We start from the raw sequence: 25,993 nt of genomic DNA, 5'->3' as shown, positions 1-25,993 counted from the left end.
ACATCGTCCGGCGGAGTGTACCGGCCGCGTGATCAGGCACAAGGGCTGGCGTACCGCGCCAAAGCGTCCGTATGCAGAGCGGCGCTCGATCCCGAGAAACAACAAAATATGACGCGGGCAACCAGCGGCGCAGCCGGCAGGGCTTCGATGGTCGCATGGACAGCGATCTTCGCGGCCTGATCGGCCGGGAAACGATACACGCCAGTCGAGATCGCGGAGAAAGCCAGCGAGTTCAGCCCATTGGCCTGGGAGATCTCGAGCGCGCGGCGATAACAGGAGCGCAGCGCCTCTGCCTCGCCGCGGGTGCCGCCGTGCCAGACGGGGCCAACCGCGTGGATCACATGACGTGCCGCCAGGAGGTAGCCCTTCGTGATCCTGGCGTCGCCGGTCGGGCATCCGCCCAGCGTCCGGCACTCGGCGAGAAGCTCTGGACCGGCAGCGTCATGGATCGCACCATCGACGCCGCCCCCGCTAAGGAGCGACGTGTTGGCGGCGTTGACGATGGCGTCAACGCTCAGCGTAGTGATGTCGGCGACGATGACCTCGAGCTCGGCGCCATCAATCCGGCGCGTCAGCACGGTCACGTCATCAGGCCGCGACGACGACGCCCTTGTCGGAGAAGAGCTGCTGCAATTCGCCGGCCTGGAACATCTCGCGGACGATGTCGCAACCGCCCACGAACTCGCCCTTCACATAGAGCTGCGGAATGGTCGGCCAGTTGGAGAAGGTCTTGATGCCGTTGCGCAGTTCGGCGGATTCGAGGACGTTGAGGCCCTTATAACCGACGCCGATATGGTCGAGGATCTGGACGACCTGGCCGGAGAAGCCGCACTGCGGAAATTGCGGCGTGCCCTTCATGAACAGAACCACATCGTTCGACTTCACTTCGTTGGCGATGAATTCCTCAATGCTCATTTCCATGTCCTTCCGGGGCGGAGCCCTCACCAATCATCTCGGGCCGGCCCAGCCGATTTAACCCGATACCTGCCTATATATGTAGCCCAAACCGTTGTGCATCCAAAGTAAAATGGCGGCGACAGGCCCCCTGCGGGTGGTCTGACCCCACCCTCGTCCATAGGCTGATGACATCAATATCATCGCTGAAGAGGACTTTCATACCGTAACGGAGCCCCTATCTAGGACGAACCCAGGTTGTGGAACCGGGCAACGCCAACAACGTTCTCTTGTCCTGTCTGGAGAAAAACGTGACGAAACAAGCCTCCGCCACGGCCACCGCCCCGCTTTCGTCATCGTCCGGTCAGGGCGGCCTCGTCCGGAGGCTTCAGGACGCCTTCGTCGCCGTCCGCGACGAGACCGAACGCCGGGCCGCGTCGCTATCGCCGGAGGACCAGCAGATCCAGTCCATGCCGGATGCGAGCCCGACGAAATGGCATCGGGCCCATACCACCTGGTTCTGGGAGCAATTCCTGCTCGGTGAGCACGCGGCTGGCTATCGGCCCTTCCACCCCGATTTCGCATTCCTGTTCAATTCCTATTACGTCAGCGCCGGCCCGCGCCATGCCCGCAATCATCGCGGCGACATCACCCGTCCGAGCGCCGATCAGGTCGGGGCCTACCGCCGATATGTCGATGCGGCTGTCGTCAAGTTCTTCGGCGAGGCCGGCGCGGACAAGCTGCGCGAGATCGCGCCGCTGGTCGAGGTCGGGCTCAACCATGAGCAGCAGCATCAGGAATTGATGTTCACCGACATCCTGCACGCCTTCGCGCAGAATCCGGTCTATCCGGCCTACGACCCGGACTGGCGCTTTCCGCCCGCAACGCGCGCCGGCGAGGACTGGCTGACGCTGAACGAAGGCATCCACACGGTCGGCCATGCCGATGACGGTTTTCATTTCGACAACGAGAGGCCGGCGCATCGCGCCCTGGTCGGCCCCGTCAAGGTCGCACGTAATCTCGTCACCAACGGCGAGTGGCTCGCCTTCATGCGCGACGGCGGCTACCGGGCCGCCACGCTGTGGCTGATGGACGGCTTTGCCGCCGCCAGCAAGGAAGACTGGCAGGCCCCCGGCTATTGGCGCGAGGTCGATGGCGCGTGGCAGGTGATGACGCTGGCCGGCCTCAAGCCGGTCGATCCCGACGCACCGGTTTGCCATATCAGCTATTACGAGGCCGACGCCTTCGCGCGCTGGGCCGGAAAGCACCTGCCGACCGAAATGGAATGGGAGGTCGCCGCGCGCACGGGCCAGCTCAACGACGCCTTCGGCATCGTCTGGCAGTGGACGCGATCGTCCTACTCACCCTACCCCGGCTACCGCGCCATCGAAGGCGCGCTCGGCGAGTACAACGGCAAGTTCATGGTCAACCAGCTGGTGCTGCGCGGCTCCTCGCTTGCAACTCCGGAAGGCCACAGCCGTATCACTTATCGGAACTTCTTCTATCCGCACCACCGCTGGCAGTTCACTGGACTGCGGCTCGCCGCCTACGAGTAAAATTCCGACGACAAATACGCGCCGGACAGCGCGTTCAGGAGAGTATCATGAATGTGCGCGCCAGCGCTTTAGCCGAAGCCCATCTTCCCGACGAGCAGACCACCGCCTTCGCTCGCGAAGCGATCGAGGATCTCTCGCAGCAGCCGAAAAAGCTGTCGCCGAAATATTTCTATGACGCGACGGGATCGGAGCTGTTCGAGGCGATCACGAAGCTGCCGGAATATTATCCGACGCGGACCGAGCTTGCGATCCTGAAGGAGCGCGGCAACGAGATCGCAAGGATCATCCCCGAGCACGCCGCACTCGTCGAGTTCGGCGCCGGCGCGACCACAAAAGTCCGCCTGCTGCTCAATCACTGCAAATTCGCGGCCTATGTGCCCGTCGACATCTCCGGCGACTTCCTGAAGGCCCAGGCCAACGGGCTCAAGCGGGATTTCCCCTCGCTCGGCATCTACCCGGTCGCCGCCGACTTCACCGCGCCCTTCGAGCTGCCCAAGCAGGTGGCATCCATGCCCAAGGTCGGCTTCTTCCCGGGATCGACCATCGGCAATTTCGAGCCGCATGAAGCGCAGGCGTTCCTGAAGAGCGCGCGCGCGATTCTCGGCCGCGGCGCGCAGATGATCATCGGCGCCGACCTCGAAAAAGACGAGCGCGTGCTGTTCGATGCCTATAACGACGCCGCCGGCGTCACCGCGCGCTTCAACCTCAACGTTCTCGTGCGCATCAACCGCGAGCTCGGCGGCAATTTCGATCTCTCCGCCTTCACCCATCGCGCGATCTACAATCGCGAGCGGCACCGCATCGAGATGCACCTGATCAGCAAGAAGAGCCAGAGCGTGCGCCTGCTCGGCACCAGCTTCTCGTTCCGCCAGGGAGAGAGCATCCACACCGAGAACAGCTACAAATACAGCATCGAGCGTTTTTCCGCGCTGGCGCAGGGCGCGGGTTGGCGTGTGCGCGAGAGTTGGACGGACGCGGCGAAGATGTTCTCGGTCCACGCGCTGGAAGTGGCGGAGTAGGACTCCGCACCATCGCTGTGGCGCATCCTTCGGGACGCCCGCCTTTGGCGGGCTCCTCAGGATGAGGGCAGAGTGTGTGGCAGCAGGTTCAATGGGCGCCGCCGCTCACCAGCCTCATCCCGAGGAGACCGCCACCGGGTCCGCGCCAAGCGCGGCCCGATGACAGGCTCCGCGGTCGTCTCGAAGGACGAGGCGCCTGCTCAGGCGCTCCAGGGCTCAGTGAGCCTCGGCCTCTTCGCCCTTCGATCCCAGCGACACCGATTCCCACACCGCAACCACGACCATGATCGCGCTCGTCGCCACCGACAGCCAGAGCGGCGACAAGTCCGGCGCGAACCAGCACAGCACCGCGAGCGCGATGATACCGATGCCGTGCGAGAGCTGGAGGAAGCCGCGCACCGAGTGCTTGAACAGGATGGTGCCGACCAGGAACACCAGCGGCCCGCCGATCGTGCTGACGATGGTGCGGATGTCGGAATGGCCGCTCGGGTGCTTCAGCACCAGTTCGTCCGACACCGCGGTCAGGATGATGCCGGCGACGATCGGCAGGTGCAGATAGGTGTAGGCGAGCCGCGCCAGACGACCCGATTCAGTGGACTTCGAGATCCGTTCGGCGCCGGCTTCCGCGCCCTTGTGAAAATAGACCCACCACATCGCGATGCTACCGACCAGCGCCGAGACGAAGGCGAGGATATTGCTCGCGGTCCATTCCAGCTCGGCAAAGGTCGCTCCGTTGACGACGACGGCTTCGCCGAGTGCGATGATGACGAAGAGCGAGCAGCGCTCGGCCATGTGGCCGCCCTCGACCGCCCAGGCCTCGATCGAGGAGAAACCGAGCTTGGGCACCCAGAAGCGCACCGCGGGCGAGATGTATTCGATCGTCAGGGCGACGATCCAGAACCACAGCCGGGCCTCGTCATGGGCGAGGCCGCCGAGGATCCAGAACACCGCGGACACGGAGAGCCAGACCAGGATGCGGATCGCATTGTGCCGCACCGCCGTCCGGTGCGCCGGCGTTGCCAACAGCCAGAACGCGGTGCGTCCGACTTGCATGGTCGCGTAGGCGATCGCGAACCACAGGCCCCGCCCCTCGAATGCGGTCGGAATCGTCGTCGACAGCACGAGGCCGCCCAGCATCATCAGGAAGAGCAGGATGCGAACCGGCGTCAGCTCGGGATTGAGCCAGTTGGTGACCCAGGCGGTGTAGACCCACACCCACCATAGCGCGAGGAACAGCATCGTGACATGCACGGCACCGAGCGGCGTAAAATGGTGCAGCAGCGTGTGCGAGACCTGCGTCACCGCAAAGACGAAGACGAGGTCGAAGAACAGCTCTACATTGGTGACGCGGCTGTGCTGGTCCGGCGTGATGACGCGAAACAACGCGCCGCGCGGATTGTCCGCAGCCATCATGGTCCCCCCTGGCGCAGGTCAGGTCAGGTGCAATCCCTTCAGGATCCGGGCACCCCGGTCTGCAGCGCCAGCGCGTGCAGGACGCCGCCCATCTGGCCGCGCAGGGACTGATAGACGATCTGGTGCTGCTGGACGCGGGACTTGCCGCGGAAGGATTCCGAGATCACGGTCGCGGCATAGTGATCGCCGTCACCGGCGAGGTCACGGATGGTCACCTCGGCATCGGGGATCGCCGCCTTGATCATCGCCTCGATATCGTGGGCGTCCATGGGCATTCGGGTCTAGCTCCTAATCTCATCGTCGAATCGTTTGCCGGGGTCCCCGGGCCGGCGCAGGCAAACTTAGCGTGAACGGCCTTCTACGTCACGCCTTCAGGCACTATATCTCTGATCCCATCAGGATAAAGGCACGACAAAGTGCCGCGCGCGGCAGATCGATCGAAAAGGCGTGAAATCATGAAGCTTCCAGGGCCGGACCACCCCATCACCATCACCCAGAACCCGAGGCGCGTCCGCGTCACAGCGGGCGACATCGTGATCGCCGAGACCAGCAAGGCGCTGACCTTGAAAGAGGCCAAATATCCGGCAGTGCAATATGTGCCGCGGGAGGACACCAACATGGCCCTCTTGGAGCGCACCGAGCGCACCACCCATTGCCCCTACAAGGGCGACGCCAACTATTACAGCGTCAAGGCCGATGGCAGGACGCTGGACAACGCGATCTGGACCTACGAGACGCCCTTCCCCGCGATGACCGAAATTTCCGGCCATCTCGCCTTCTATCCGGACAAGGTGAAGATCGAGGAAGTGGGGTAGCTCTGGATGTTGTCATTCCGGGGCGATGCGAAGCATCGAACCCGGAATCTCGAGATTCCGGGTCTGGTGCTTGCGCACCATCCCGGAATGACAACGCAGCCCCGCTACGCCCTGAAAATCGTGAGCCCCAGGATCAGCAGCACCAGGAAAATCACCACGAAGACGTAGAACAGGAAGCGGGCGATATCGGCGGAGGCGGCCGAGATGCCGGTGAAGCCGAGCACGCCGGCCACGATCGAGATCAGCAGGAAGATCAGCGCCCATTTCAGGATCGTCATCGCCAGCTCCAATCGGTGCCGCTCGCCTGCGGCCCTCCACGCCCTTTTCGCAAGCGCTAACTTCGCTGCGTGGAACTGGTTCCTAGTCCTGCCTGGCCTGAACACCAGCTCAAAAGAGACTAGAGCGTTTTCGAGCGAAGTGGACACCGGTTCGCGTGAAGAAAACGCGTCAAAACAAGCATCTAGAGCTTCGGTTCTGATTCAATCAGAACCGAAAATGCTCTAGACTTGCTGAATCCGGTTCCCGGCGGCACAGTCGCGCCCGGTAGCGAGAGCGCGGGGCGGCCATGACCACGATGTCACATTCAGCGACGATCGGCGCGGAAGCGCATGCCGCGCCAACGAGCAAATCGCGCAACCTCTCGCTCGATCGCGCCCGCACCTTCCTGACGCTGGTGGTGCTGCTGCATCATGCGGTGATCCCCTATACCCATTTCGGTCACACCGACCCGGCCTCCTTTGCCGGTTTCGACATGATCGTGCTCGCCACCGACAGCTTCTTCATGGCGATGTTCTTCTTCCTGTCCGGCCTGTTCACCTGGCCCGGCATCGCGCGCAAGGCGCCCTCGGTGTTCCTGCGCGACCGCCTGTTGCGGCTTGGGCTGCCGTTCGCGGTCGCGGCCCTCACCTTGATTCCGCTCGCCTATTACGCCATCGCGCTGCGGGCCGAGCCCGAGCTGACCTTCGCTGCGTTCTGGTGGAATACGGTGACGGCGGGCCCGTGGCCGAGCGGCCCGATCTGGTTCGTGTGGGTGCTGCTGGCCTTCGACCTGACCGCGAGCCTGCTCTACCGCGTCTCGGCGCATCTGGTCGATCCCGGCAACCGCGTTTCGCTGCGCGGATTCGAGCAGCCCGTCTTGTTCTGGTTGATGCTCGTCGCCGTCAGCGTCGTCGTCTATCTGCCGGCGCTGCTCTATTTCGGGACCAACAAATGGTTCGAGTTCGGACCGTTCTCGGTGCAGGCGAGCCGCATCCTGCTCTATTTCAGCTATTTCTTCATCGGCGCCAGCGTCGGTGCGGCGAATTTCGATCGCGGTATTCTCGGCGCTGACGGCCAATTGCCCAAGAGCCGCTGGTCATGGGTGATCGTCACGCTGGTCCCGTACAGCCTGATGTGGTGCATGATCTACATCAAGCGCGAGATCCTGGGTAATCCCGATCACCTGCCATACTGGTACCATTTGTTCTACGGCACGTTCTTCGTGCTGTTCTCGGCCTCGATCCTGCTCGCGATCCTCGCCTTCTTCCTGCATTCGAAGGCGCCGGGCCCGACCCTGCTCGACCGCATGCAGGCGGATGCCTATGGCATCTTCCTGGTGCACTACCCGATCGCGCTGTGGATCCAGTACGTGCTGTTCGACTACGGCCTGCCGGCGATCGTGAAGGCCGCTATCGGCTTCGTGCTCACGGTGATTTTGAGCTGGGGCCTGACGGCGGCATTGCGGAAGATTCCGGGCGCGTCGCACGTGTTGTAGACGTAGTCCGTAGCCCGGATGGAGCGTAGCGCAATCCGGGGTCTTGCCACACGCATTAGCGTTCCCGGATTACGCTGCGCTCCATCCGGGCTACGGCACTGAGTTCGCGGCGGGGTCTTACGCCGCCTTGCCGCCCATATATTCCGGCAGCCAGCCCTCGTGCGACTTGCGCAGGGCATCGATCGTGACGGGCGCTTCACCCGCGATCGCAATGGCATCACCGCCGGTGGTGCCGATGCGCACGCAGGGTACCTCGCAGCCGCGCATCTTGGCCAGCACGCGGCCGGCTTCAGTTTCGGGCACGGTGACGAGATAACGCGCCTGGTCCTCGCCGAACCAATAGGCCTGCGAGACCAGTGAGGTCGGCGCCGCCAGCAGCTTGGCCCCGATGCCGCTCGCCATCGCCATCTCGGCAAGCGCGATCAGGAGGCCGCCGTCGGAGAGGTCGTGCACGGCGGTCGCGGTGCCCGCATGGATCATGCCGCGCACGCAATCGCCGTTGCGCTTCTCGGCAGCGAGATCGACCGGCGGCGGCGCGCCTTCCTCACGGCCGCAGATGTCGCGCAAATAGACCGACTGGCCGAGCCAGCCATGGGTCTCGCCGATCAGCAGGATCGCCTCGCCCTCGGCCTTGAAGGCGAGCGACGCCGACTTGGTGAAATCGTCGAGCAGGCCGACGCCGCCGATCGAGGGCGTCGGGAGGATCGCGCGGCCGTTGGTCTCGTTGTAGAGCGAGACGTTGCCGGAGACGACCGGGAAGTCGAGCGTGCGGCAGGCTTCCGAGATGCCCTTCAGGCAGCCGACGAACTGGCCCATGATCTCGGGCCGCTCAGGGTTGCCGAAATTGAGATTGTCGGTGATCGCGAGCGGCTTGCCGCCGACGGCCGTGATGTTGCGCCAGGCTTCCGCCACCGCCTGCTTGCCGCCTTCGAACGGGTCCGCCTCGCAATAGCGCGGCGTGACGTCGACGGTCAGCGCGAGGCCCTTCGGCCCGTCCTCGACGCGCACCACGGCGGCATCGCCGCCCGGACGCTGCATGGTATTGCCCAAGATGACGTGGTCGTACTGCTCCCAGACCCAGCGCTTGCTGCACATGTCGGGCGTGCCGATCAGCTTCTCCAGCGCGGCACCGAGCGCCATCGGCGCCGGCACGTCGCGGGCGTGCACGACCGGCAGAGCGGCGGAGGGAACGTGCGGGCGGTCGTAGAGCGGCGCCTCGTCGCCGAGTTCCTTGATCGGCAGATCGGCCATGACGTCGCCGCCATGCTTGACCACGAAACGCTTGCTCGGGGTGGTGTAGCCGACCACGGCGAAGTCGAGGCCCCACTTCTTGAAGATCGCCTCGGCTTCCTTCTCCTTCTCGGGCTTGAGCACCATGAGCATGCGCTCCTGGCTCTCAGAGAGCATCATCTCGTAGGCGCTCATGCCGGTCTCGCGGGTCGGCACCGCGTCGAGATCGAGGTCGACGCCGAGGTCGCCCTTGGCGCCCATCTCGACTGCCGAACAGGTGAGCCCTGCCGCGCCCATGTCCTGGATCGCTATGACGCAGCCCTTCTCCATGATCTCGAGGCACGCCTCCAGCAGCAGTTTTTCGGCGAAGGGATCGCCGACCTGCACGGTCGGGCGCTTCTCCTCGGACTTGTCGTCGAACTCGGCCGAGGCCATCGAGGCGCCGTGGATGCCGTCGCGGCCCGTCTTGGAGCCGAGATAGACGATCGGCATGTTCACGCCGGAGGCGGCCGCGTAGAAGATCTTGTCGGCATCGGCGAGGCCGACCGCCATGGCGTTGACCAGGATGTTGCCGTCATAGCGGGTGTGGAAGCGAACCTGACCGCCGACGGTCGGCACGCCGAAGGAATTGCCGTAGCCGCCGACGCCGGCAACGACGCCGGAGACCAGATGCCGGGTCTTGGCATGCTCGGGCGCGCCAAAGCTCAGCGCGTTCAGGCAGGCGATGGGACGCGCGCCCATGGTGAAGACGTCGCGCAAAATGCCGCCGACGCCGGTGGTCGCGCCCTGGTAGGGCTCGATGTAGCTCGGGTGGTTGTGGCTCTCCATCTTGAAGACCACGGCCTGGCCGTCGCCGATGTCGATCACGCCGGCATTCTCGCCGGGGCCCTGGATCACCCAGGGCGCCTTGGTCGGCAGGCCCTTGAGATGGATGCGCGAGGATTTGTACGAGCAGTGCTCGTTCCACATCGCCGAGAAGATGCCGAGCTCGGTGAAGGTCGGCTCCCGCCCGATCAGCTTCAGGATGCGCTCGTATTCGTCGGGCTTGAGCCCGTGGGCGGCAACCAGTTCGGGGGTGATCTTGGGTTCGTTCTTCATGGCTTCAGGGGCTTTCGGCGGCGGTTTGGCCGTTCTTAGGAACATCCGGGGCTCGCGAAAAGCCCTTTATGGCCCATTTTCCCGCTGTCCCACGTTTTGCAGGCGGGGGCAGCGGGAACAGGAATTGCACGGCGCGGACGGATCGGATTTAAGGGCTAAAGACCCGCAATTGAAGGCCCATTTCCTTGCACGAATTGACCAAAGCGCCCCCGCCCCGCCGCCCTGACCTCCACGTTGCCACCGAGGGCGAATTTGTGGGCTGGCGGACCTGGATTCGCGACAGTTTTGAAGCCCATGTCGGCCCCTTCTGGCACCGGATCGAGGCCGACGGCAACGTCCGCAGCGCCTTCCGGGTCGAGAAGAAGCACCTCAACGGCTCCGGGAACGTCCATGGCGGCTGCTATATGGCCTTTGCCGACTACTCGTTGTTTGCGATCGCCACCCATGTCCTGGACAGCCGGGCGGTCACGACCAATTTCGCCTGCGAATTCCTCGACGCGGCACGCGAGGGCGAGCTGATCGAATGCACCGGCGAGGTCACCCGCGCCGGCGGTTCGCTGATCTTCCTGCGCGGCAAGATGACGTCCGGCGAGCGCGTGCTGCTCACCTTTTCCGGCACGATCAAGCGGATGAAGCGGAAGGCGCTCCCTCAGCCAAACGCATAGCTCGGCGCCTTCCCTTTTCGCGCGCCCTCGCCCAGACTTCCCGGCAAGCGCGATCGCGCCGGGGAGCAGGAACAAGGTGCCGCAGAGCACATCGGAGGCGGGTCGCGCGACGGCGTCCGCAGCAACGCCGTTGCCATCCATCGCCAACGGTGCGCGCAACTGGCGCGACTATGCGCTGCTGCTCGCGCTCGCGTTCTGCTGGAGCTCGACCTATCCGCTGACGAAGCTGGCGCTTCCCACCATCCCGCCGATCACCTTCATCTCGGTACGCTCGCTGATCGCCGCCGCCTTCCTGTTCGCGATCCTGTGGATGCGCGGCATCAAGGTCCCGACCGACGCGAAAGCCTGGAAGCTGTTCGCGAGCCAGCAGCTCATCAACTCCACCTTTCCGTTTCTGGTCATCACCTGGTCGCAGCAATATGTACCGGCGTCGAACACGGTGGTGCTGGCCTCGACGACGCCGATCTTCGCCTTCCTGATCACCTCGCTGATCACGCGGCACGAGCCGGCGATGCTGTTGAAGCTGGCTGGCGCGATCCTCGGCCTTGCCGGGACCGTCGTCATCGTCGGCCTCGACGCGATACGCGGCCTCGGGAGCGAGATCGTGGCGGAGATCGCGATCCTGCTCGCCACCATCTCGTTTGCCTGCGCGAGCATCTTCGGCCTGCGCCTGTCCGACTATGATCCGATGGTGGTGGCGGCGGGCTCAGTGCTGTTCGGCGGCCTCGTGCTGCTGCCGCCGGCGCTGATCATCGACCAGCCCTGGACGCTGCAGCCGACGCTCGAAGCGATCGTCGCCACCATCGTCATGGGCATCGTCTCGAGCGCATTCGGCTTGATGCTGTTCTATGTCTGCCTCAGCCGGCTCGGCACGCTGACCACGAATGCGCAAGGGTACTTGCGCATTCCGATCGGCGTGGGGCTGTCGGTGGTCCTGCTCGGTGAGAGCGTACCGTCGAACCTCGCACTCGGCCTGCTGCTGGTGATGGCGGGCGTTGCGGCGATGACGGTGCCGGCGGAGCGGCTCAAGCTGCGCTAGAGCTTCGGTTCTGATTGAATCAGAACCGAAGCTCTAGACTCCCGCAAGCGGGAGAGGTTAGCGAACCCGTAGCCACTGGGGTGATTCAACCCACCGCCGGCGCTCAAGTCGACAGCTGCTTCTCCGCAATCGACAGCCACTCCGCCTGCGCCTTGCGCAGATATTTCGGCGCTCGCCGCATCTGGATCAGAAGCTCGTTGAAGACCATGCGTGCCTCGGCGCTGCGGCCGACCGTTTGCAGCAGCATGCCGTAACGCACCCGCGCTTCGGCGCCGGGAAAGTAGCCGGCGAGCGCGTGATATTCCTCGAGCGCCTCGTCGAGACGTCCGACCTCGGCGAGCGCACGGGCATAGAGCAGATGCGCGTCGGCGGAGTCGAAATCCGGCCATTGCTTCTGGAGATCATCCAGCGTCGCGAGCGCGTCAGCGGGGCGCTTTGCGGAAAACTCCGCCTGGGCCTTGCGAAGCGCATAGGCGGGATCGTGCCCCATCGGCAGCTTCAGAATGTGGTCATAATGCGCTTCCGCTTCGCTGAACCGGCCGATATTCAGGCACTCCTCGGCCAGCGCCGCGCGGTTGGCGATGGTATCGGTACCGGCCAGGCGATCGGACAGCTCACGATAGCGCTTCTCGGGATCGAGCCGGTTGGCGACGCGCTGGCGCGCCTGCCGCGCGCCGGGGCTTGAAAACCATTCGGGGATGAGCTCCACCGCAATATAGGCAATCGCGCCCATCATCGGCACCAGCAGGATGATGAAGGCCCACGGCCGCAACCGCCCGGTTCGCGAAGCGTGATAGATCAGCGTGATATCCAGCAACAGAACGACGAGAGCAACGGGCATGTGACATCCGGAGCACGATGATGCGCAAGCATTCCGGATACAACAACTATCGCGGCGAAACAACTTTGAGTTGCCCTTCTCCGCACAAATTCGGCACCCGGAGCGCGCGCGCCTTGACGGCGACGACCAATCAGTCGCTTCGATCGCGATGGAGGTTCACGAAGGGAGGGAGCCGCGGTGCGGCCCCGCAATCACTTGGCGTCGTCCGCCAACATTTTCCGGTATTTCTCGACGTCGCGCGTCACCAGCTTCTGCAGCACTTCCGGCGCATGCTCGTCGGCATCGGGCGCGACGGTCGACAAATCCGCAAAGCGCTTCTTGACCGCGTCGGTCTCCACGGCGGCGCGCGCGGCCGCGTTCAGCTTGGCGATGATCGCCGGCGGTGTGCCTTTCGGCGCGAACAGACCATTCCAGCCCTGCGCCTCGAATTCAGGCAGGCCCGCTTCCGCCGACGTCGGCAGGTCGGGCAGCGTGGCGAGCCGCACGGTCGAGCCGACCACGAGGCCCTTCACCAGCTTCTCGTTGATCGATTGCGAGACCGAGGCTGCGGCATCGCAGACGCCATCGATCTGGCTGCCGACCGCGTCAGTCAGCGCAGGCGCGGCGCCGCGATAGCCGACCAGCGTCGCGTCGATCCCGGCGGCGGTAACGAAACTCTTGCAGATCAGGTAGTTCGAGGAGCCGACGCCGGCATGGCCGAGATTGATCTTGCCGGGATTGGCCTTGGCGTAGGCGATGAACTCTTTCAAATCCTTCGCCGGAAAATCCTTGCGCAGCGCGACGATGCCGAACGTCTTCGCCACCATGGCGATCGGCACGAAGGACTCAGGCGTGAACGGCAACTTGGGATAGATCGTGTAGGTCGCGGCATTGGTGCCGGCATTGCCGATCGCGATGGTGTAGCCGTCGGGCTCGGCGCGGGAGGCGCGCGCCAGCGCGGTCGAGCCGCCGGCCCCCGCAACGTTCTCGATCACGATGGTCTGGCCGAGCGCGATGCCCATCTGCTCGGCCACCGCGCGCGCGATCACGTCCGAGGTGCCGCCGGCCGCGAACGGCACGATCATGGTGATCGGACGCTTGGGGAAGTCCTGTGCGAAGGCGCCGGTTGCGAGCGACAATGACGCCAGCGACAGCGCCGCGATCGCGGCGAGCGAACGCTTCAGCACGAAGGAAATCACGCGGCCTTTTCCAGATGCTGGGCGAGACCTGCAAACAGGCCGCGGCCGTCGGTGCAGCCCATGATGTCTTCGACGTGGTTCTCCGGATGCGGCATCATTCCGAGCACGTTGCCCTTGTCGTTGACGATGCCGGCGATCGAATGTGCCGCGCCGTTGATGTTGTGCGCCTCATCCACAACGCCGTCGGCGGAGCAGTAGCGATAGAGCACCCGCCCCTCGCCTTCGAGCCGCTTGATGGTCTCCTCGTCCGCCTCGTAATTGCCCTCGCCATGGGCGACCGGCACCCGGATCACCTGCCCGGCATTGTAGCCGCGGGTGAAGGGCGTGTCGGAACGCTCGACGCGCAGATGCACGTCATGGCAAATGAACTTCAGCCGCGCGTTGCGCATCAGGACGCCCGGCAGGAGGCCGGACTCGCAGAGGATCTGAAACCCGTTGCAGACGCCGAGCACGAGGCCACCCTTGGCCGCATAGTCGCGCACCGCGTCCATCACCGGCGCGCGGGCCGCGATCGCACCGCAGCGCAGATAGTCGCCATAGGAGAAGCCGCCGGGCACCACCACGAGGTCGGTGCCTGATGGCAGCGAGGTCTCGGCATGCCAGACCATCGCCGGCTCGTGGCCCGAGATCAGCCTCAAGGCGCGCGCCATGTCGCGCTCACGGTTGATTCCGGGAAAGACGAGGATGGCGGCTTTCATGTTCGGGTTCCGATGGTGACGGGAATCGGGCTGGCCAAAGGGCCATTTCGTCAAGAGACATAGCCATTTGACGGGGATTTTACCAGTGCTAGCCTTGCCGGGCGGCCTTGTACACAGGCCATAGCCAGGGCACTTCTGCCTGGCCATTTGCCCGGGATTGAAGCCATGAACGTCCCGTCGCTACCCGCATCACCCTCCCAGCCGGTATCCACCGAGGGCATCGTCGCCGCCGGCGCCTATGTCGATGGAAGGCGCGTCGCTAATATCGCCATCAGCGAAGCCTCGAGCTGGCGGGCCAAGCCCGGCCACGTGGTCTGGATCGGACTGCATGAGCCCGACATGGCGCTGCTCGAAGCGGTGCAGAAGCAGTTCGACCTGCACGAGCTCGCCATCGAGGACGCCAACCACGCCCATCAGCGGCCCAAGATCGAGCAATATGGCGAGGCCCTGTTCATCGTCGCGCGCACCGCGCAATTGATCGAGGGCCGCATCGCCTTCGGCGAGACGCACATCTTCGTCGGCGAAGGTTATCTCGTCTCCGTGCGCCACGGCGCTTCGACGTCCTACAAGCCTGTGCGCGAACGTTGCGAGAGCTGCCCGCGGGCGCTCGCCCGCGGCGAGGACTACATCCTCTACGCCATCCTCGATTTCATCGTCGACAATTACTCGCCCGTGCTCGAGAGCATCCACGACGAGGTCGAGGGCATCGAGGACGACGTCCTCTCCAAGCCGATCAGCAAGGCGCAGATCGAGCGGCTCTACATGCTGCGCCGCGACCTGTTGCGGCTGCGCAACGCGATCGGACCGTTGGTGGAGGTCTGCCGGCGGCTGGAGCATGACGAGCTGTCGATGGTGCGGCAGGCCATGCAGCCGCTGTTCCGCGACGTCACCGACCACGTCCGCAACATCCAGGAGCGCATCGATTCCATGCGCGAGGTGCTGGCCTTCGCCTTCGAAGCCAGCCTTCTGGTCGGCCAGGCCCAGGAGACGGCGGTGTCGAAGAAGCTCGCCTCCTGGCTTGCGATCATCGCGATCCCGACCGCCCTCGCCGGCATCTACGGCATGAACTTCAAGCACATGCCGGAGCTGGAGTGGGAGTACGGCTATTATCTGCTGCTCGGCGTGATGCTGACGGCCTGCGGCGCGCTGTACTGGCGGTTTCGCAGGGCGGGCTGGCTGTGACGGAATTGCTCCGTAGCCCGGATGGAGCGCAGCGCAATCCGGGACAGTGTCACCGCAGATGCAAACCCGGATTTCGCTTCGCTCCATCCGGGCTACAAGAGCTGGCCTAAAGCATGATCCGGAAAAGTGCGAAACGGTTTTCCGAAAAGATCATGCGCAAACAACAACCTAAAGCGCGATGATGATTCATCCAAACCTCATCGCGCTTTAGCCGAGCAGCTCCACCCGATAGTTCTCGATCACGGTGTTCGCCAGCAGCTTGTCGGCGGCTTCCTTCAGCGCGGCCTCGGCCTTGGCCTTGTCGGCAGCGGCGAGCTCGATGTCGAACACCTTGCCCTGCCGGACGCTGGCGACGCCGTCGACGCCGAGCGACTTCAGCGCGCCTTCAATGGCCTTGCCTTGCGGATCGAGAATGCCCGTCTTCAAGGTAACGGTGACACGTGCCTTCACGTCAAAATCCCCTTTAGCTCTTCACCAGCACCGGGCCGGAGCCCTGCGGACGCTCGTTCTCCATGAGGATGCCGAGGCGCTTTGCAACTTCAGTGTAGGCCTCGAGCAGGCCGCCGAGGTCCCTGCGGAAGCGGTCCTTGTCGAGCTTCTCGTTCGACTTGATGTCCCACAGACGGCAGCTGTCCGGCGAGATCTCGTCGGCGACGATGATGCGCATCATCTCGTTCTCGAACAGACGCCCGCACTCCATCTTGAAGTCGACGAGGCGGATGCCGATGCCGAGGAAGAGGCCGGTGAGGAAGTCGTTGACACGGATGGCGAGCGCCATGATGTCGTCGATCTCCTGCGGCGTCGCCCAGCCGAAGGCCGTGATGTGCTCTTCCGACACCATGGGGTCGTTGAGCTGGTCGTTCTTGTAGTAGAATTCGATGATCGAACGGGGCAGCTGGGTGCCCTCCTCGATGCCGAGGCGCTGCGACAGCGAGCCGGCGGCGACATTCCGCACCACCACTTCCAGCGGCACGATCTCGACCTCGCGAATCAACTGCTCGCGCATGTTGAGACGGCGGATGAAATGGGTCGGCACCCCGATGTCGTTGAGGTGCTGAAACAGGTACTCCGAGATCCGGTTGTTGAGGACACCCTTGCCCTCGATCACCTGATGCTTTTTCGCGTTGAACGCGGTGGCGTCGTCCTTGAAGTGCTGGATCAGGGTACCGGGCTCCGGGCCTTCATAGAGAACCTTTGCCTTGCCTTCATAAATGCGACGCCGACGGCTCATGGGGATGTACCGTGTTCTGTTGAAATCCATGAATTTGGTGTGCTCCGGTTGACTAGGATTACGACCCACAGCGGAGCTGCCGTGAACGGCTGGGAACCCCATCCATGCCCTAAGGAAACCTGAGGAAACAGAACGGGAACCAAGCCTTTAGGCAACCTATCCGATTGGCTGTCCGAGCACAATCGATCCGGCCGTCCGGCGCCAACTTATACCATCTTGCCTGCGGCTTAACGGCCCGTTGTTTTGCCGATTCGTGCTATCTATGTAGGCATGCAGCCGGGTCGCCGCAACGGAAGGCTCCCGCTCCATTCAGCAGGGGATTTGGAACAAGGTATGAGCGAGATCAACAAGCGCGAGGAAGGCTTTGAGAAGAAGTTTGCCCTCGACGAGGAGCAGAAATTCAAGGCGGAGGCCCGCCGCAACCGGCTGCTTGGGCTGTGGGCGGCCGAGAAGCTCGGCATCTCCGGCGACGCCGCCACCGCCTATGCCAAGGAGGTCGTCGCGGCTGATTTCGAGGAGGCCGGCGATGCCGACGTCGTGCGCAAGTTGACGGCCGATTTCGCCGCCAAGAACGTCGCCGTCACCGAGCAGACGATTCGCGCCAAGATGAGCGAGCTGCTCGCAGTCGCGGCCGCCGAGGTGAAGGCCGGGAAATAAGTGACTTAGACGAGGCGCCGGCGCGCAATACCCTTGCGCGCCGGCGATCGTTTTCCGATGTCCCGTGTAATCGAGGCGTCCAGCCCGGCATAGTTGCGCCGGATGGTCTCGAGCAGGCTTTCAGCCGCAGTGCTCAGAAAGCCGCCGCGACGCGTGACGAGGACGATGTCCTGCTCCGCTGCAAGGTCGCCCACGGCGATCGTCGCGAGCGAGGCCGCACGCAGCTCTTCCGCCATGTGGCTTCGCGCCAGCAGCGCGAGACCGAAGCCCGCCTCCACGAGCCGCTTCTGCGCGGTGAGGCTGTCCACGGCCGTCCACTCCACTTCGCCAAGCCCCTGCGTGAGAAACAGCGCGAATACGTGAGCCGCAGCGATCTCGCGACGCCCGCGCGTTTCCGGGAATGCGATCCAGCGTTCACCGCGAAGCTCCGCGAGGCGCTTCACGCGCTTGCCGGCCAGCGGATGGTCGGGCGCACAAGCGACCTGCAGCGCCTCGGTCAGCACCAGCTCGCAGGCGAGATCGCCGGAACGATCGGCATTGTAGCGCAGGCCGATCGTGGCCTCTCCGCGCCGGATGAGATCGCTGACCTCCGTGCTGGTCGCCGTCCGCAAGGTCAACGTGACCGCCGGATTTTCCCTGGCGAACCGCTTCATGATGGTCGAGAGGCGACCATCGGCGAGCGTGCCGGTCACGGCCAGCGAAACCGGCCCCGCATTCTGCTTCGTCAATGCACGTATCGCCTGTTCGGCATCCTGCGCCGCGGCGACCGCGCGCTCGGCATAGGGGATCAGCACGCGCCCGGCATCGCTGAGCCGGGTGCGGCCTGCCACGCGTTCGAACAAGGGCACGCCGAGCTCCTGCTCCAGCAACGCGATACGGCGCGAAATCGCCGGCTGCGAACGGTGCAGGAACTTCGCGGCATTCGAAATCCCGCCCCTGCGATGAATGGTCAGAAAGGTGTTGAGGGCGTCACTGTCCATCCCAACCTCATGCAAAAAGCTGATGATAGCTGCAAAGATAACAAATTTGGCGGATGGAGAAAACGCGCCTAAGGCTGCCTGGACCGACAACACGGAGACGAGCCATGACGAGCCAGTTGGACAAGGCGACGGCGTTTCGCGCGCTGCACGAGCGGCGCGGCGCCTTCATCATTCCCAATCCATGGGATGCAGGCACGGCCAAGCTGCTCGCGGCGATGGGCTACGAAGCCCTGGCAACCACGAGCCTCGGGGTCGCCAACACGGTCGGCAGTAGCGGCGTCAGCCTCGATGTCATCCTCGCCAACGCGCGCGCGATCGTCGATGCCACCGAACTGCCGGTCAGCGTCGATCTCGAGAATTGCGGCGCAGACGAGCCGAAGCGTGCTGCCGAAGCAATTCGGCGTGCCGCCGAGGCCGGCGCCGTCGGCGGCTCGATCGAGGATTTCAGCGGCGACCGCGATCGCCCCATCTACGACTTTTCCCACGCCGTCGAGCGCGTCCAGGCCGCCGTGGAAGTGGCGCGCGCGCTGCCAATTCCGTTCACGCTGACTGCACGGGCCGAGAACTTCCTGCACGGCCGCAAGGACATCGACGACACGGTTCGCCGCCTGCAGGCCTTCGAGGCCGCGGGAGCCGACGTGCTGTATTCGCCGGGGCTATACGATCTCGCCACGATCCGGACTGTCGTCTCCTCGCTAAGTAAGCCATTCAACCACGTGATGGGCTTTGCCGACCCGACGCTGACAGTCGGACAATTGTCCGCGGCCGGCGTCAAGCGCATCAGCGTCGGTGGCGCGATGTCGCGTTACGCGCTCGCCGCGTTCCTGAGCTGCGCGCGCGAGATGAAGGACAAGGGATCCTTCACCTACATTCGCGAGATGGCAGACGTCGGCGCGCTGCGCAGCGCCTTCGCCGCGGTCACTCCTCCTTGAAGCCGTATTCCGGCACGTTGCCGCTGGCGCCGTAATATTTGTACGGCAGGAACTTGCCGCTCATGGTGATCTTGACGCGGTCGCCCTTGGGGTTGGGCAGGCGTTCCATCACCATGTCGAAGTCGATCGCCGACATGATGCCGTCGCCGTACTCCTCCTCGATCAAGGCCTTCCAGGCCGGACCATTCACCATGACCAGTTCATAGAAGCGGTAGATCAGGGGGTCGGTCGGGGGCATCGGCATGCCGCGCATCGGCGTCTCGTTCAGCATCGCGACTTCCGCCTTCGACAGGCCGAACAACTCGCCGGCATTGGCAGCCTGCGGCTTGGTCAATTTCATCTGGCCGAGGATGGCGCCGACGATCAGCACCTCCGAATAGCCGCCGATCTTGTCGCAGATGTGCTTCCAGCTCCAGCCCTTCTCGCGCTTGATGTCGAGCAGCTTCTCGGTGAGGTCTTCGCGTTTCATGTCAGGGTCTCCTCGTTAGGCGGTCAATCCGGGATTGGTCCCGGGTGTCCAGGTCTGTCGTTGCTCTTCACCGCTTGCTGCGATCGAGAGGCCAGGCTTGCCGATGCGCACCACCGGCACGTTGCGCGGATCGTGATCCGGCGTCTCGGCGGCGAAGGTCTTGCTGCGCGTCACCAGAAAATCGATGATGTGGTTACGCAGCGCGTAGTACAGCGGATGGCGGTGCAGGTCGGTGCGGCCGCGATCCCTGGGCAGCGGATTCTCGACGACCTCGGCCAGCACCGCGCCGGGCCCGTTGGTCATCAGGAAGATCTTGTCGGCGAGATAGATCGCCTCGTCGACGTCATGGGTGATCATGAAAGCGGTCTGCCCGGTCTCCAGGCAGATGCGCCGGACCTCGTCCTGCAGCGTGCCGCGCGTCAATGCGTCCAGCGCCGAGAACGGCTCGTCCATCAGCATCATCTTCGGTGTAATCGAGAGAGCGCGCGCGATGCCGACGCGCTGCTTCATGCCGCCCGATAGCTCCGACGGTCGCTTGTGCTCGGAGCCGGCAAGACCAACGAGCTCGATGAATTTCTGCGCGTGCGCCTTGACCTTGGCCCGGTCCCAGCTCCGCCATTTCGAGCTGACGGCATAGGCGACGTTGCCGAGCACGGTGCGCCAGGGCAGCAGCGCGTGGCTCTGGAAGATGACGGCACGGTCGAGGCTGGTGCCGGAAATCGCCTGCCCGTCGACGATGACGGCGCCCTCGTTCGGCGCATCGAGGCCGGCGAGGATGTTGAGCACGGTGGTCTTGCCGCAACCGGAATGCCCGATCACGCAAGCAAACTCGCCGCGCGCCATCGACAGCCAGAGATTCTCGAAGACGGTCGTGGTGGCTCCCCCAGCGCCAAGATAGCGCTTCGCGATGCCTTCGATGGAGATGAATTTGTCGGACACCGCCCCTACTCCGGAAACGTGACCATGCGCGTGAAGCGCGCGAGGATCTGGTCAAGCAGCATGCCGACGATCCCGATCAAGAGGATCGCGATGATGACATTGGTGATCGAGAGGTTATTCCACTCGTTCCAGACGAAATAGCCGATGCCGGTGCCGCCGACGAGCATCTCGGCCGCGACGATCACCAGCCAGGCGATGCCGATCGAGATGCGCATGCCGGTCAGGATCGTCGGCGCCGCCGCGGGCAGGATCACCGTGAAGGCGCGCCTGACGGTGCCGACCTCCAGCGTGCGCGCGACGTTGATCCATTCCTTGCGGACGCTGGCGACGCCGAACACGGTGTTGAGCAGCATCGGCCAGATCGAGCAGATGAAGATGACGAAGATCGCCGAGATCGAGGAATCCTTGATGGTGTAGAGCGCGAGCGGCATCCAGGCCAGCGGTGAGATCGGCTTCAGCACCTGGATGAAGGGATCCAGCGCCTTGCTCAGCAGCGGCGACATGCCGATCAGGAAGCCCAGCGGGATCGCGACCAGCACCGCCAGCAGATAGCCGGTGCCCACACGCGCAATGGAATAAGCGAGCTGGATCCCGAGCCCCTTGTCGTTCGGCCCGTTGTCGTAGAACGGTCGCTTCAAATGCTCCCAGAGCTTTGCGCCGACATCGAGCGGACCGGGCATGGCGGATTTGCCCTGCGTGGCGGTCAGGCCCATCAGCTTGGCATATTCCGGGCTCATCGTCGCCACCGACGCCGTCGAGCGCGTGGCGAGATGCCAGATGCCGAGGAACGCGGCGAGCAGCACGATGGAGACGAGGCCGGCACGGAGACGGAGGGAGGTGGTGGTCATCTCCCTCTCCCCGCGTGAGGGGAGAGGGTTGGGGTGAGGGGGGCCCTCCGCAAGGGAGGTGACAGACGGACTCGCGGAGAGCCCCCCTCACCCGCCGCGCTACGCGCGTCGGCCTCTCCCCGCACGCGGGGAGAGGCGAAGAGAGCGCGGCTCACCATCACGACGCCTTCCTGATCTTGAAGCTCGCAACGTAATCCTCCGGCTTGGCCGGATCGAAGGTCTTGCCCATCACCGCAAATGATTTGTAGGCGGTCGCCGGCGGCGACAGGCCCATCTCGGTCATCAGCTTCTTGGTGTCGGTCGCCAGATACACCTGCTCGGCGACCGCCTTGTAGTCGACGTCGCCCTTGATCTGCCCCCAGCGCTTCATCTGCGTCAGCATCCACACCGCAAAGGACTGCCAGGGGAACGGATCGAAATCGACGCGCTTGGCGTCGGTCTTCACCCCGCCGAGGCCGTCGGCATAGGTGCCGGTCAGGACCTGCTCCAGCACCGTGACCGGCGCGTTGATGTAGTTCGCCGGCGCGATCGCCTCCGCGATCTGCTTGCGGTTCTCCGCCTTCGAGGCGTAGGCGGTGGCGTCGACGATGGCGCGGGTCAGCGCCGCAAAGCTGTTCGGCGCGGTCGTAATGAATTCCTTGCTGGCAGCAAAACTGCAGCAGGGATGGCCGTCCCAGATCTCCTTGGACAACAGATGCATGAAGCCGACGCCGTCATAGATCGCGCGCTGGCAGATGTTGTCGGGAGCGAGGAAACCGTCGATGTTGTCGGCGCGCAAATTGGCGACCATTTCCGGCGGCGGCACCGAGCGCAGCTGCACGTCGGTATCGGGGTCGAGACCGTGCTCGGCCAGATAATAGCGCAGCAGGTAATTGTGCATGGAATAGTCGAAGGGGATGGCGAACTTCATTCCCTTCCAGTCCTTGGGATCGCGCTTGTCCTTGTGCTTGGCCGCCAGCACGATGCCTTGCCCGTTGATGTTCTCGATCGCAGGGACAGCGAAGGGAATGGCGTTGGCACCGAGGCCAAGCGAGATCGCGATCGGCATCGGCGCCAGCATGTGCGCGGCGTCGTATTCCTTGTTGATGGTCTTGTCGCGGATCACGGCCCAGCCGGCGGTCTTGACCACTTCGACATTGAGGCCGTGCTTGGCATAGAAGCCCATCGGCGCGGCCATGATGATGGGCGTTGCGCAGGTGATCGGGATGAAGCCGACCTTGAGGTCCTTCTTCTCGGGCGCGCCTCCTTGCGCGAACACTTCGGTCGCCGTCTTGAGCGGGAAGAACTGCGACAGTGCGGCCAGCGCAGTGGAGGCTCCGACCGATTTCAGGAAGGCGCGCCGCGCCACGTCCTGCGGAAACATCGCGCGCATCACCGCCGAGGCGACGACGCCCTCGTAACGCTTCTCCTCGCTCTCGACGGGATCGCAGCGCAGCGCCGTGGCCTGCTCATGCTCCGCTGCGGATTGATGCTGACCGCAGACGCAGCCGGCTCGAAGGTTGCGGTCGGGATCAAACGGATTGTCGAACGTAGACATCGGACCTCCTGCGCGTCATTGCGAGAAGGAATTACGCAAGGAGCATGCCATGCCCCTACGGCCGGCCAGTGCCTTGATGACGCAGCACTTTCACCCGCGCTTGGCTGCTACGAAAACTCGTGATAAACGAGATTTCGTAGCTCAATTACGAGATTTCGCAATGGCAACGACGCCAATGCCCGTCCACGACGATGTGGCCCCCGCCATCGACCCGCGCATCACCGCGTTCGAATCCTCGGTCGAGGCAATCCTTCTGGTCGATCCCTATGGCGACCAGATCGTCGATGCCAATCCGGCCGCCTGCGCCCTGCTCGGCTACGACCGGGCGCTGCTGCGGCAAACCAGGGCGAGCGCCCTGCACGCCGGCGAGCTCCCGGCCCTTACCGTCTTCACCCAGGCCGTGCTGCACAAGGGTGCCTGGTGGACCACGGCGCTGAAGCCCCGCCATGCCACAGGACAACACCTCAGCCTGGAATACGCGGGCTGCGTCCTGCCCCAGGACGAACGCACGCTCGTGCAGATCACCCTCACCGACCTCGAAGCGCGTCGCCGCCGCAATGTCGATGCCGCCGCCGAAGACCACATGCGCAGCGGCATTGCGACCTGGCAGCGGGTCGAACGCGTATTCCAGGACATCGAACGCGAGAACCAGCTGATCCTGCGCGCCGCCGGCGAAGGCATCTATGGCGTGAATGCGGAGGGCAAGACGACGTTCGTGAACCCCGCGGCCGAACGCATGTTGGGCTGGACCGCAGAAGAGCTGGTCGGCAAGGAAATCCACCCCATCATGCACCACACGCATCACGATGGCCGGCACTATCACAACCATGATTGCCCGATCTACGCGGCGTTCCGCGACGGCGCGGTGCATCAGGTCGACGGCGAGGTGTTCTGGCGCAAGGACGGCTCGCCGGCCTGGGTCGAATACACTTCGACCCCGATCCGCGACCGCGGCGTCGTGGTCGGCGCCGTCGTGGTATTTCGTGACGTCAGCCAGCGCCGCGAGGCCGACGAGAAGCTGCACGCCGCGCTCAGCGAGGTCGATCGCCTGCGCGAGCGTCTGGAGCTGGAGAACGCCTATCTCCAGGAGGAAATCCGCATCGAGACCAACCCGCGCGGCATCATCGGTCAAAGCGAGGCGATCCAGAAGACGCTGCGCCAGGTCAAGCTGGTGGCACCGACCACCGCGGCGGTGATGATCACCGGCGAGTCCGGCACCGGCAAGGAGCTGATCGCGCGCGCCATCCACGAGGATTCCACCCGCAGCGACCGGCCGCTGATCCGCGTCAACTGCGCCGCGATCCCGCGCGAACTGTTCGAGAGCGAGTTCTTCGGCCATGTCCGCGGCGCCTTCACCGGCGCAACGCGCGACCGCATCGGCCGCTTCGAGCTCGCCGACGGCGGCACGCTGTTCCTGGACGAGGTCGGCGAGATCCCGCTCGAACTGCAGGGCAAGCTGCTGCGCGTGCTGCAGGAGGGCCATTTCGAACGCGTCGGCCAGGAGCGCACCCGGGCGGTCGACGTCCGCGTCATCGCCGCGACCAATCGCGACCTCAAGCAGGAGGTGCAGCGTGGGCGCTTTCGCGAAGACCTCTATTTCCGCCTCAACGTGTTCCCGATCGAGACCGTCCCGTTGCGCGAACGGCGCGAGGACATTCCCCTGCTCGCCCAGCATTTCCTGACGCGGGAGGGCAAGGCGCTGAAATCGAGCTTGCGGCTGTCGGAGGGCGATGCGCGGCGGCTGACACGCTACGACTGGCCCGGTAATGTCCGCGAATTGCAGAACGTGATCGAGCGCGCGGCGATCCTGTCGCAGAACGGCCGCCTGCGCATCGACCTGCCGGACACATCCGGCGTGCAAGCACCGAGCGGCGCCACGCGCGCGAAGACCGACGCGCGCCCTGCGGTGATGACCTCATCCGAGATGCGCGACCACGAGCGCGCCAATATCCAGGCCGCGCTCGAGGCCTGTGCCGGAAAGGTGTTCGGCCCCGGCGGCGCGGCCGAGATGCTCGACATCAAGCCGACCACGCTGGCCTCGCGGATCAAGGCGCTGGGAATCGCGCCTCGTCCGCGGGCCATGTGATTGCAGCAGTCACGCTGCCTTGGTCGTCACCTCCGATGCAATCGGCAGCCCCTGCTCGATCGGCAGCGACGGATCGCGCGACCACTCGTTCCAGGAGCCGAAATACATCCGCACGTCCTTCACGCCGGCGTTCTTCAGCGCGAGGAAGGTGTTCGAGGCGCGCGCCCCCTTGAAGCAGTAGAGATAGACCGGCGTACTCGGGGTGATGCCGACGGTGGCGCATTCCGCCAGGATTTCATCCTTGGACTTGAAGCGCGGGCCTTCCGCTGTCGGCTTCATCATGCGGTACCACTCCAGCCATACCGCACCGGGAATGCGCCCCTTACGCGGGCAGAAATCCTTGCCGTAGGGCGACGAGCTGTCGCCGATCCATTCGTCGACATCGCGCACGTCGAGAATGGCGATACCGGGCTTACCGACCGCGGCGAGCATCGTCTTCGCGTCGATCAGGATCTCGCCCGCTTCGGGCACGATCGCGAACGAGGCCTTCGCCGGTGTCGGGACATCCTTGGTCACCGGCAGACCCGCGGCGGCCCACGCATCGAAGCCGCCATGCAGCACCTTGACCTTGGGATAGCCGAGCATGGTGAGCAGGTAGTAGCCGCGGCAGGATTGGCCGAAGCCGGAATTCATCGACTGCTCGTAGATCACGGCCGTCTCCTTGCCGGAGAGACCGGCAGCACCAAAGGCGTCGGCGAATTTGGTCTTGAGCTCGCTGATACCCTCCGGTGTCGAGGTCGCAAGGAACGTGAAGATCTCGTGCACGTTCACGGCATTGGGCAGGTGCCCGGCGGCGTAGGCGTCGGGATTGCGGGTGTCGATCACGACACAGGGTTCTGTCTTCAAGAGATCGGCAAGTTCGCTGGCAGAAATCAGAACGTCCGTCATTGGCAGCCTCTCCGTTGAGGTTAAGTGGTCTTCTGGGGTGGACTC

27 protein-coding genes are annotated in these 25,993 nt (G+C 64.3%); 10 read left to right on the top strand and 17 right to left on the bottom strand.

The features are described 5' to 3' along the window. Positions 1-32: 32 nt before the first annotated feature. Positions 33-584, bottom strand: coding sequence for an O-acetyl-ADP-ribose deacetylase (locus TSA1_RS12760; RefSeq protein WP_100176676.1), 552 nt, complete (start codon positions 582-584; stop codon positions 33-35). A 4-nt stretch (positions 585-588) separates the two neighbouring features. Further along, on the bottom strand, positions 589-915 hold the full coding sequence (gene grxD / locus TSA1_RS12755) for a Grx4 family monothiol glutaredoxin (RefSeq protein ID WP_174718880.1): 327 nt from the start codon (positions 913-915) through the stop codon (positions 589-591). A 239-nt stretch (positions 916-1,154) separates the two neighbouring features. Between grxD and egtB the strand changes: the two genes are divergently transcribed. Beyond that, positions 1,155-2,450 carry an ergothioneine biosynthesis protein EgtB gene (egtB, locus tag TSA1_RS12750; RefSeq protein WP_174718879.1) on the top strand — a complete coding sequence of 432 codons (1,296 nt, stop codon included), beginning with the start codon at positions 1,155-1,157 and terminating at the stop codon, positions 2,448-2,450. A gap of 47 nt (positions 2,451-2,497) precedes the next feature. After that, positions 2,498-3,469: an L-histidine N(alpha)-methyltransferase gene (gene egtD / locus TSA1_RS12745; protein ID WP_174718878.1), complete on the top strand. Its 972-nt coding sequence runs from the start codon at positions 2,498-2,500 to the stop codon at positions 3,467-3,469. A 216-nt stretch (positions 3,470-3,685) separates the two neighbouring features. Here egtD and TSA1_RS12740 read toward each other — a convergent pair whose 3' ends face one another. Together TSA1_RS12740 and TSA1_RS12735 are read right to left on the bottom strand one after the other, a co-directional pair. Continuing rightward, positions 3,686-4,879 (bottom strand): low temperature requirement protein A, encoded by a 1,194-nt coding sequence (locus tag TSA1_RS12740; protein ID WP_174719301.1) that lies wholly within the window; start codon positions 4,877-4,879, stop codon positions 3,686-3,688. A 41-nt stretch (positions 4,880-4,920) separates the two neighbouring features. Beyond that, positions 4,921-5,157, bottom strand: a complete 237-nt coding sequence (locus TSA1_RS12735) for a BolA family protein (RefSeq protein ID WP_027525381.1) — start codon at positions 5,155-5,157, stop codon at positions 4,921-4,923. 180 nt (positions 5,158-5,337) lie between these two features. Between TSA1_RS12735 and TSA1_RS12730 the strand changes: the two genes are divergently transcribed. After that, positions 5,338-5,697 (top strand): DUF427 domain-containing protein, encoded by a 360-nt coding sequence (locus TSA1_RS12730; RefSeq protein WP_100176673.1) that lies wholly within the window; start codon positions 5,338-5,340, stop codon positions 5,695-5,697. 104 nt (positions 5,698-5,801) lie between these two features. On the opposite strand, the gene TSA1_RS12725 is transcribed toward TSA1_RS12730, so the two are convergent. Then, positions 5,802-5,975 (bottom strand): DUF1328 domain-containing protein, encoded by a 174-nt coding sequence (locus TSA1_RS12725; protein ID WP_027548646.1) that lies wholly within the window; start codon positions 5,973-5,975, stop codon positions 5,802-5,804. A 287-nt stretch (positions 5,976-6,262) separates the two neighbouring features. Between TSA1_RS12725 and TSA1_RS12720 the strand changes: the two genes are divergently transcribed. Beyond that, positions 6,263-7,450, top strand: coding sequence for an acyltransferase family protein (locus TSA1_RS12720; RefSeq protein WP_100176672.1), 1,188 nt, complete (start codon positions 6,263-6,265; stop codon positions 7,448-7,450). 117 nt (positions 7,451-7,567) lie between these two features. On the opposite strand, the gene purL is transcribed toward TSA1_RS12720, so the two are convergent. Continuing rightward, the gene (gene purL, locus TSA1_RS12715; RefSeq protein ID WP_100176671.1) at positions 7,568-9,778 is read right to left on the bottom strand and encodes a phosphoribosylformylglycinamidine synthase subunit PurL; all 2,211 of its coding nucleotides are present in this window, start codon (positions 9,776-9,778) and stop codon (positions 7,568-7,570) included. A 185-nt stretch (positions 9,779-9,963) separates the two neighbouring features. Between purL and TSA1_RS12710 the strand changes: the two genes are divergently transcribed. Continuing rightward, positions 9,964-10,443, top strand: coding sequence for a PaaI family thioesterase (locus tag TSA1_RS12710; RefSeq protein ID WP_174718877.1), 480 nt, complete (start codon positions 9,964-9,966; stop codon positions 10,441-10,443). 76 nt (positions 10,444-10,519) lie between these two features. Beyond that, the gene (locus tag TSA1_RS12705; protein ID WP_100176670.1) at positions 10,520-11,482 is read left to right on the top strand and encodes a DMT family transporter; all 963 of its coding nucleotides are present in this window, start codon (positions 10,520-10,522) and stop codon (positions 11,480-11,482) included. 103 nt (positions 11,483-11,585) lie between these two features. Here the strand turns inward: TSA1_RS12705 and TSA1_RS12700 are convergent, their stop codons facing one another. The 3 genes from TSA1_RS12700 to purQ form a co-directional block, all read right to left on the bottom strand. Further along, on the bottom strand, positions 11,586-12,323 hold the full coding sequence (locus tag TSA1_RS12700) for a tetratricopeptide repeat protein (protein ID WP_100176669.1): 738 nt from the start codon (positions 12,321-12,323) through the stop codon (positions 11,586-11,588). 191 nt (positions 12,324-12,514) lie between these two features. After that, positions 12,515-13,501, bottom strand: a complete 987-nt coding sequence (locus TSA1_RS12695; protein WP_100176668.1) for a tripartite tricarboxylate transporter substrate binding protein BugD — start codon at positions 13,499-13,501, stop codon at positions 12,515-12,517. Then, positions 13,498-14,199, bottom strand: coding sequence for a phosphoribosylformylglycinamidine synthase subunit PurQ (gene purQ / locus TSA1_RS12690; RefSeq protein ID WP_100176667.1), 702 nt, complete (start codon positions 14,197-14,199; stop codon positions 13,498-13,500). The genes TSA1_RS12695 and purQ overlap by 4 nt, the downstream gene beginning before the upstream one ends. Positions 14,200-14,364: 165 nt before the next feature. Between purQ and TSA1_RS12685 the strand changes: the two genes are divergently transcribed. Further along, the gene (locus TSA1_RS12685) at positions 14,365-15,381 is read left to right on the top strand and encodes a magnesium and cobalt transport protein CorA (protein WP_100176666.1); all 1,017 of its coding nucleotides are present in this window, start codon (positions 14,365-14,367) and stop codon (positions 15,379-15,381) included. Between the two features lie 207 nt (positions 15,382-15,588). On the opposite strand, the gene purS is transcribed toward TSA1_RS12685, so the two are convergent. After that, complete coding sequence (purS, locus tag TSA1_RS12680) at positions 15,589-15,831, bottom strand: phosphoribosylformylglycinamidine synthase subunit PurS (RefSeq protein ID WP_100176665.1); 243 nt, start codon at positions 15,829-15,831, stop codon at positions 15,589-15,591. 13 nt (positions 15,832-15,844) lie between these two features. After that, the gene (gene purC, locus TSA1_RS12675) at positions 15,845-16,612 is read right to left on the bottom strand and encodes a phosphoribosylaminoimidazolesuccinocarboxamide synthase (protein ID WP_173015815.1); all 768 of its coding nucleotides are present in this window, start codon (positions 16,610-16,612) and stop codon (positions 15,845-15,847) included. 333 nt (positions 16,613-16,945) lie between these two features. Between purC and TSA1_RS12670 the strand changes: the two genes are divergently transcribed. After that, positions 16,946-17,269, top strand: coding sequence for a DUF1476 domain-containing protein (locus TSA1_RS12670; RefSeq protein ID WP_100176663.1), 324 nt, complete (start codon positions 16,946-16,948; stop codon positions 17,267-17,269). Positions 17,270-17,274: 5 nt separating this feature from the next. On the opposite strand, the gene TSA1_RS12665 is transcribed toward TSA1_RS12670, so the two are convergent. Continuing rightward, the gene (locus TSA1_RS12665) at positions 17,275-18,342 is read right to left on the bottom strand and encodes a LysR family transcriptional regulator (RefSeq protein ID WP_245448226.1); all 1,068 of its coding nucleotides are present in this window, start codon (positions 18,340-18,342) and stop codon (positions 17,275-17,277) included. Positions 18,343-18,353: 11 nt separating this feature from the next. On the opposite strand from TSA1_RS12665, the gene TSA1_RS12660 reads away from it, so the two are divergent. Then, on the top strand, positions 18,354-19,181 hold the full coding sequence (locus TSA1_RS12660; protein ID WP_100176661.1) for an isocitrate lyase/PEP mutase family protein: 828 nt from the start codon (positions 18,354-18,356) through the stop codon (positions 19,179-19,181). Here TSA1_RS12660 and cynS read toward each other — a convergent pair. From cynS to TSA1_RS12640, 4 genes are all read right to left on the bottom strand, one after another. After that, positions 19,168-19,650 (bottom strand): cyanase, encoded by a 483-nt coding sequence (cynS, locus tag TSA1_RS12655; protein ID WP_100176660.1) that lies wholly within the window; start codon positions 19,648-19,650, stop codon positions 19,168-19,170. The two genes, TSA1_RS12660 and cynS, sit on opposite strands and share 14 nt — an antisense overlap. 15 nt (positions 19,651-19,665) lie before the next feature. After that, a complete protein-coding gene (locus TSA1_RS12650) occupies positions 19,666-20,589 on the bottom strand; it encodes an ABC transporter ATP-binding protein (protein ID WP_100176659.1) in 924 nt (307 codons plus the stop codon). Between the two features lie 5 nt (positions 20,590-20,594). Next, positions 20,595-21,437 carry a nitrate ABC transporter permease gene (gene ntrB / locus TSA1_RS12645; protein WP_100176658.1) on the bottom strand — a complete coding sequence of 281 codons (843 nt, stop codon included), beginning with the start codon at positions 21,435-21,437 and terminating at the stop codon, positions 20,595-20,597. A 157-nt stretch (positions 21,438-21,594) separates the two neighbouring features. Beyond that, the gene (locus TSA1_RS12640; RefSeq protein ID WP_100176657.1) at positions 21,595-22,974 is read right to left on the bottom strand and encodes a CmpA/NrtA family ABC transporter substrate-binding protein; all 1,380 of its coding nucleotides are present in this window, start codon (positions 22,972-22,974) and stop codon (positions 21,595-21,597) included. Positions 22,975-23,134: 160 nt separating this feature from the next. Here TSA1_RS12640 and TSA1_RS12635 point away from each other — a divergent pair, with 160 nt between their 5' ends. Next, the gene (locus tag TSA1_RS12635) at positions 23,135-25,060 is read left to right on the top strand and encodes a sigma 54-interacting transcriptional regulator (protein ID WP_100176656.1); all 1,926 of its coding nucleotides are present in this window, start codon (positions 23,135-23,137) and stop codon (positions 25,058-25,060) included. Between the two features lie 9 nt (positions 25,061-25,069). Here TSA1_RS12635 and TSA1_RS12630 read toward each other — a convergent pair whose 3' ends face one another. Next, positions 25,070-25,948: a sulfurtransferase gene (locus tag TSA1_RS12630; RefSeq protein ID WP_100176655.1), complete on the bottom strand. Its 879-nt coding sequence runs from the start codon at positions 25,946-25,948 to the stop codon at positions 25,070-25,072. Positions 25,949-25,993 lie beyond the last annotated feature (45 nt).

The sequence above is a fragment of the Bradyrhizobium nitroreducens genome, from assembly GCF_002776695.1.
In the GTDB taxonomy this organism is placed as follows: domain Bacteria; phylum Pseudomonadota; class Alphaproteobacteria; order Rhizobiales; family Xanthobacteraceae; genus Bradyrhizobium; species Bradyrhizobium nitroreducens.
Note: the sequence above shows the minus strand (reverse complement) of the source record. Positions and strands in the feature narration are given on the sequence as shown.

Coding starts and splice junctions, on each gene's coding strand:
- grxD (WP_174718880.1), bottom strand. CDS start 915: ATGAGCATTGAGGAATTCATCGCCAACGAAGTGAAGTCGAACGATGTG.
- egtD (WP_174718878.1), top strand. CDS start 2,498: ATGAATGTGCGCGCCAGCGCTTTAGCCGAAGCCCATCTTCCCGACGAG.
- TSA1_RS12740 (WP_174719301.1), bottom strand. CDS start 4,879: ATGGCTGCGGACAATCCGCGCGGCGCGTTGTTTCGCGTCATCACGCCG.
- TSA1_RS12735 (WP_027525381.1), bottom strand. CDS start 5,157: ATGCCCATGGACGCCCACGATATCGAGGCGATGATCAAGGCGGCGATC.
- TSA1_RS12730 (WP_100176673.1), top strand. CDS start 5,338: ATGAAGCTTCCAGGGCCGGACCACCCCATCACCATCACCCAGAACCCG.
- TSA1_RS12725 (WP_027548646.1), bottom strand. CDS start 5,975: ATGACGATCCTGAAATGGGCGCTGATCTTCCTGCTGATCTCGATCGTG.
- TSA1_RS12720 (WP_100176672.1), top strand. CDS start 6,263: ATGACCACGATGTCACATTCAGCGACGATCGGCGCGGAAGCGCATGCC.
- purL (WP_100176671.1), bottom strand. CDS start 9,778: ATGAAGAACGAACCCAAGATCACCCCCGAACTGGTTGCCGCCCACGGG.
- TSA1_RS12700 (WP_100176669.1), bottom strand. CDS start 12,323: ATGCCCGTTGCTCTCGTCGTTCTGTTGCTGGATATCACGCTGATCTAT.
- purQ (WP_100176667.1), bottom strand. CDS start 14,199: ATGAAAGCCGCCATCCTCGTCTTTCCCGGAATCAACCGTGAGCGCGAC.
- TSA1_RS12685 (WP_100176666.1), top strand. CDS start 14,365: ATGAACGTCCCGTCGCTACCCGCATCACCCTCCCAGCCGGTATCCACC.
- purC (WP_173015815.1), bottom strand. CDS start 16,612: ATGAGCCGTCGGCGTCGCATTTATGAAGGCAAGGCAAAGGTTCTCTAT.
- TSA1_RS12670 (WP_100176663.1), top strand. CDS start 16,946: ATGAGCGAGATCAACAAGCGCGAGGAAGGCTTTGAGAAGAAGTTTGCC.
- TSA1_RS12660 (WP_100176661.1), top strand. CDS start 18,354: ATGACGAGCCAGTTGGACAAGGCGACGGCGTTTCGCGCGCTGCACGAG.
- cynS (WP_100176660.1), bottom strand. CDS start 19,650: ATGAAACGCGAAGACCTCACCGAGAAGCTGCTCGACATCAAGCGCGAG.
- ntrB (WP_100176658.1), bottom strand. CDS start 21,437: ATGACCACCACCTCCCTCCGTCTCCGTGCCGGCCTCGTCTCCATCGTG.
- TSA1_RS12640 (WP_100176657.1), bottom strand. CDS start 22,974: ATGTCTACGTTCGACAATCCGTTTGATCCCGACCGCAACCTTCGAGCC.
- TSA1_RS12635 (WP_100176656.1), top strand. CDS start 23,135: ATGGCAACGACGCCAATGCCCGTCCACGACGATGTGGCCCCCGCCATC.
- TSA1_RS12630 (WP_100176655.1), bottom strand. CDS start 25,948: ATGACGGACGTTCTGATTTCTGCCAGCGAACTTGCCGATCTCTTGAAG.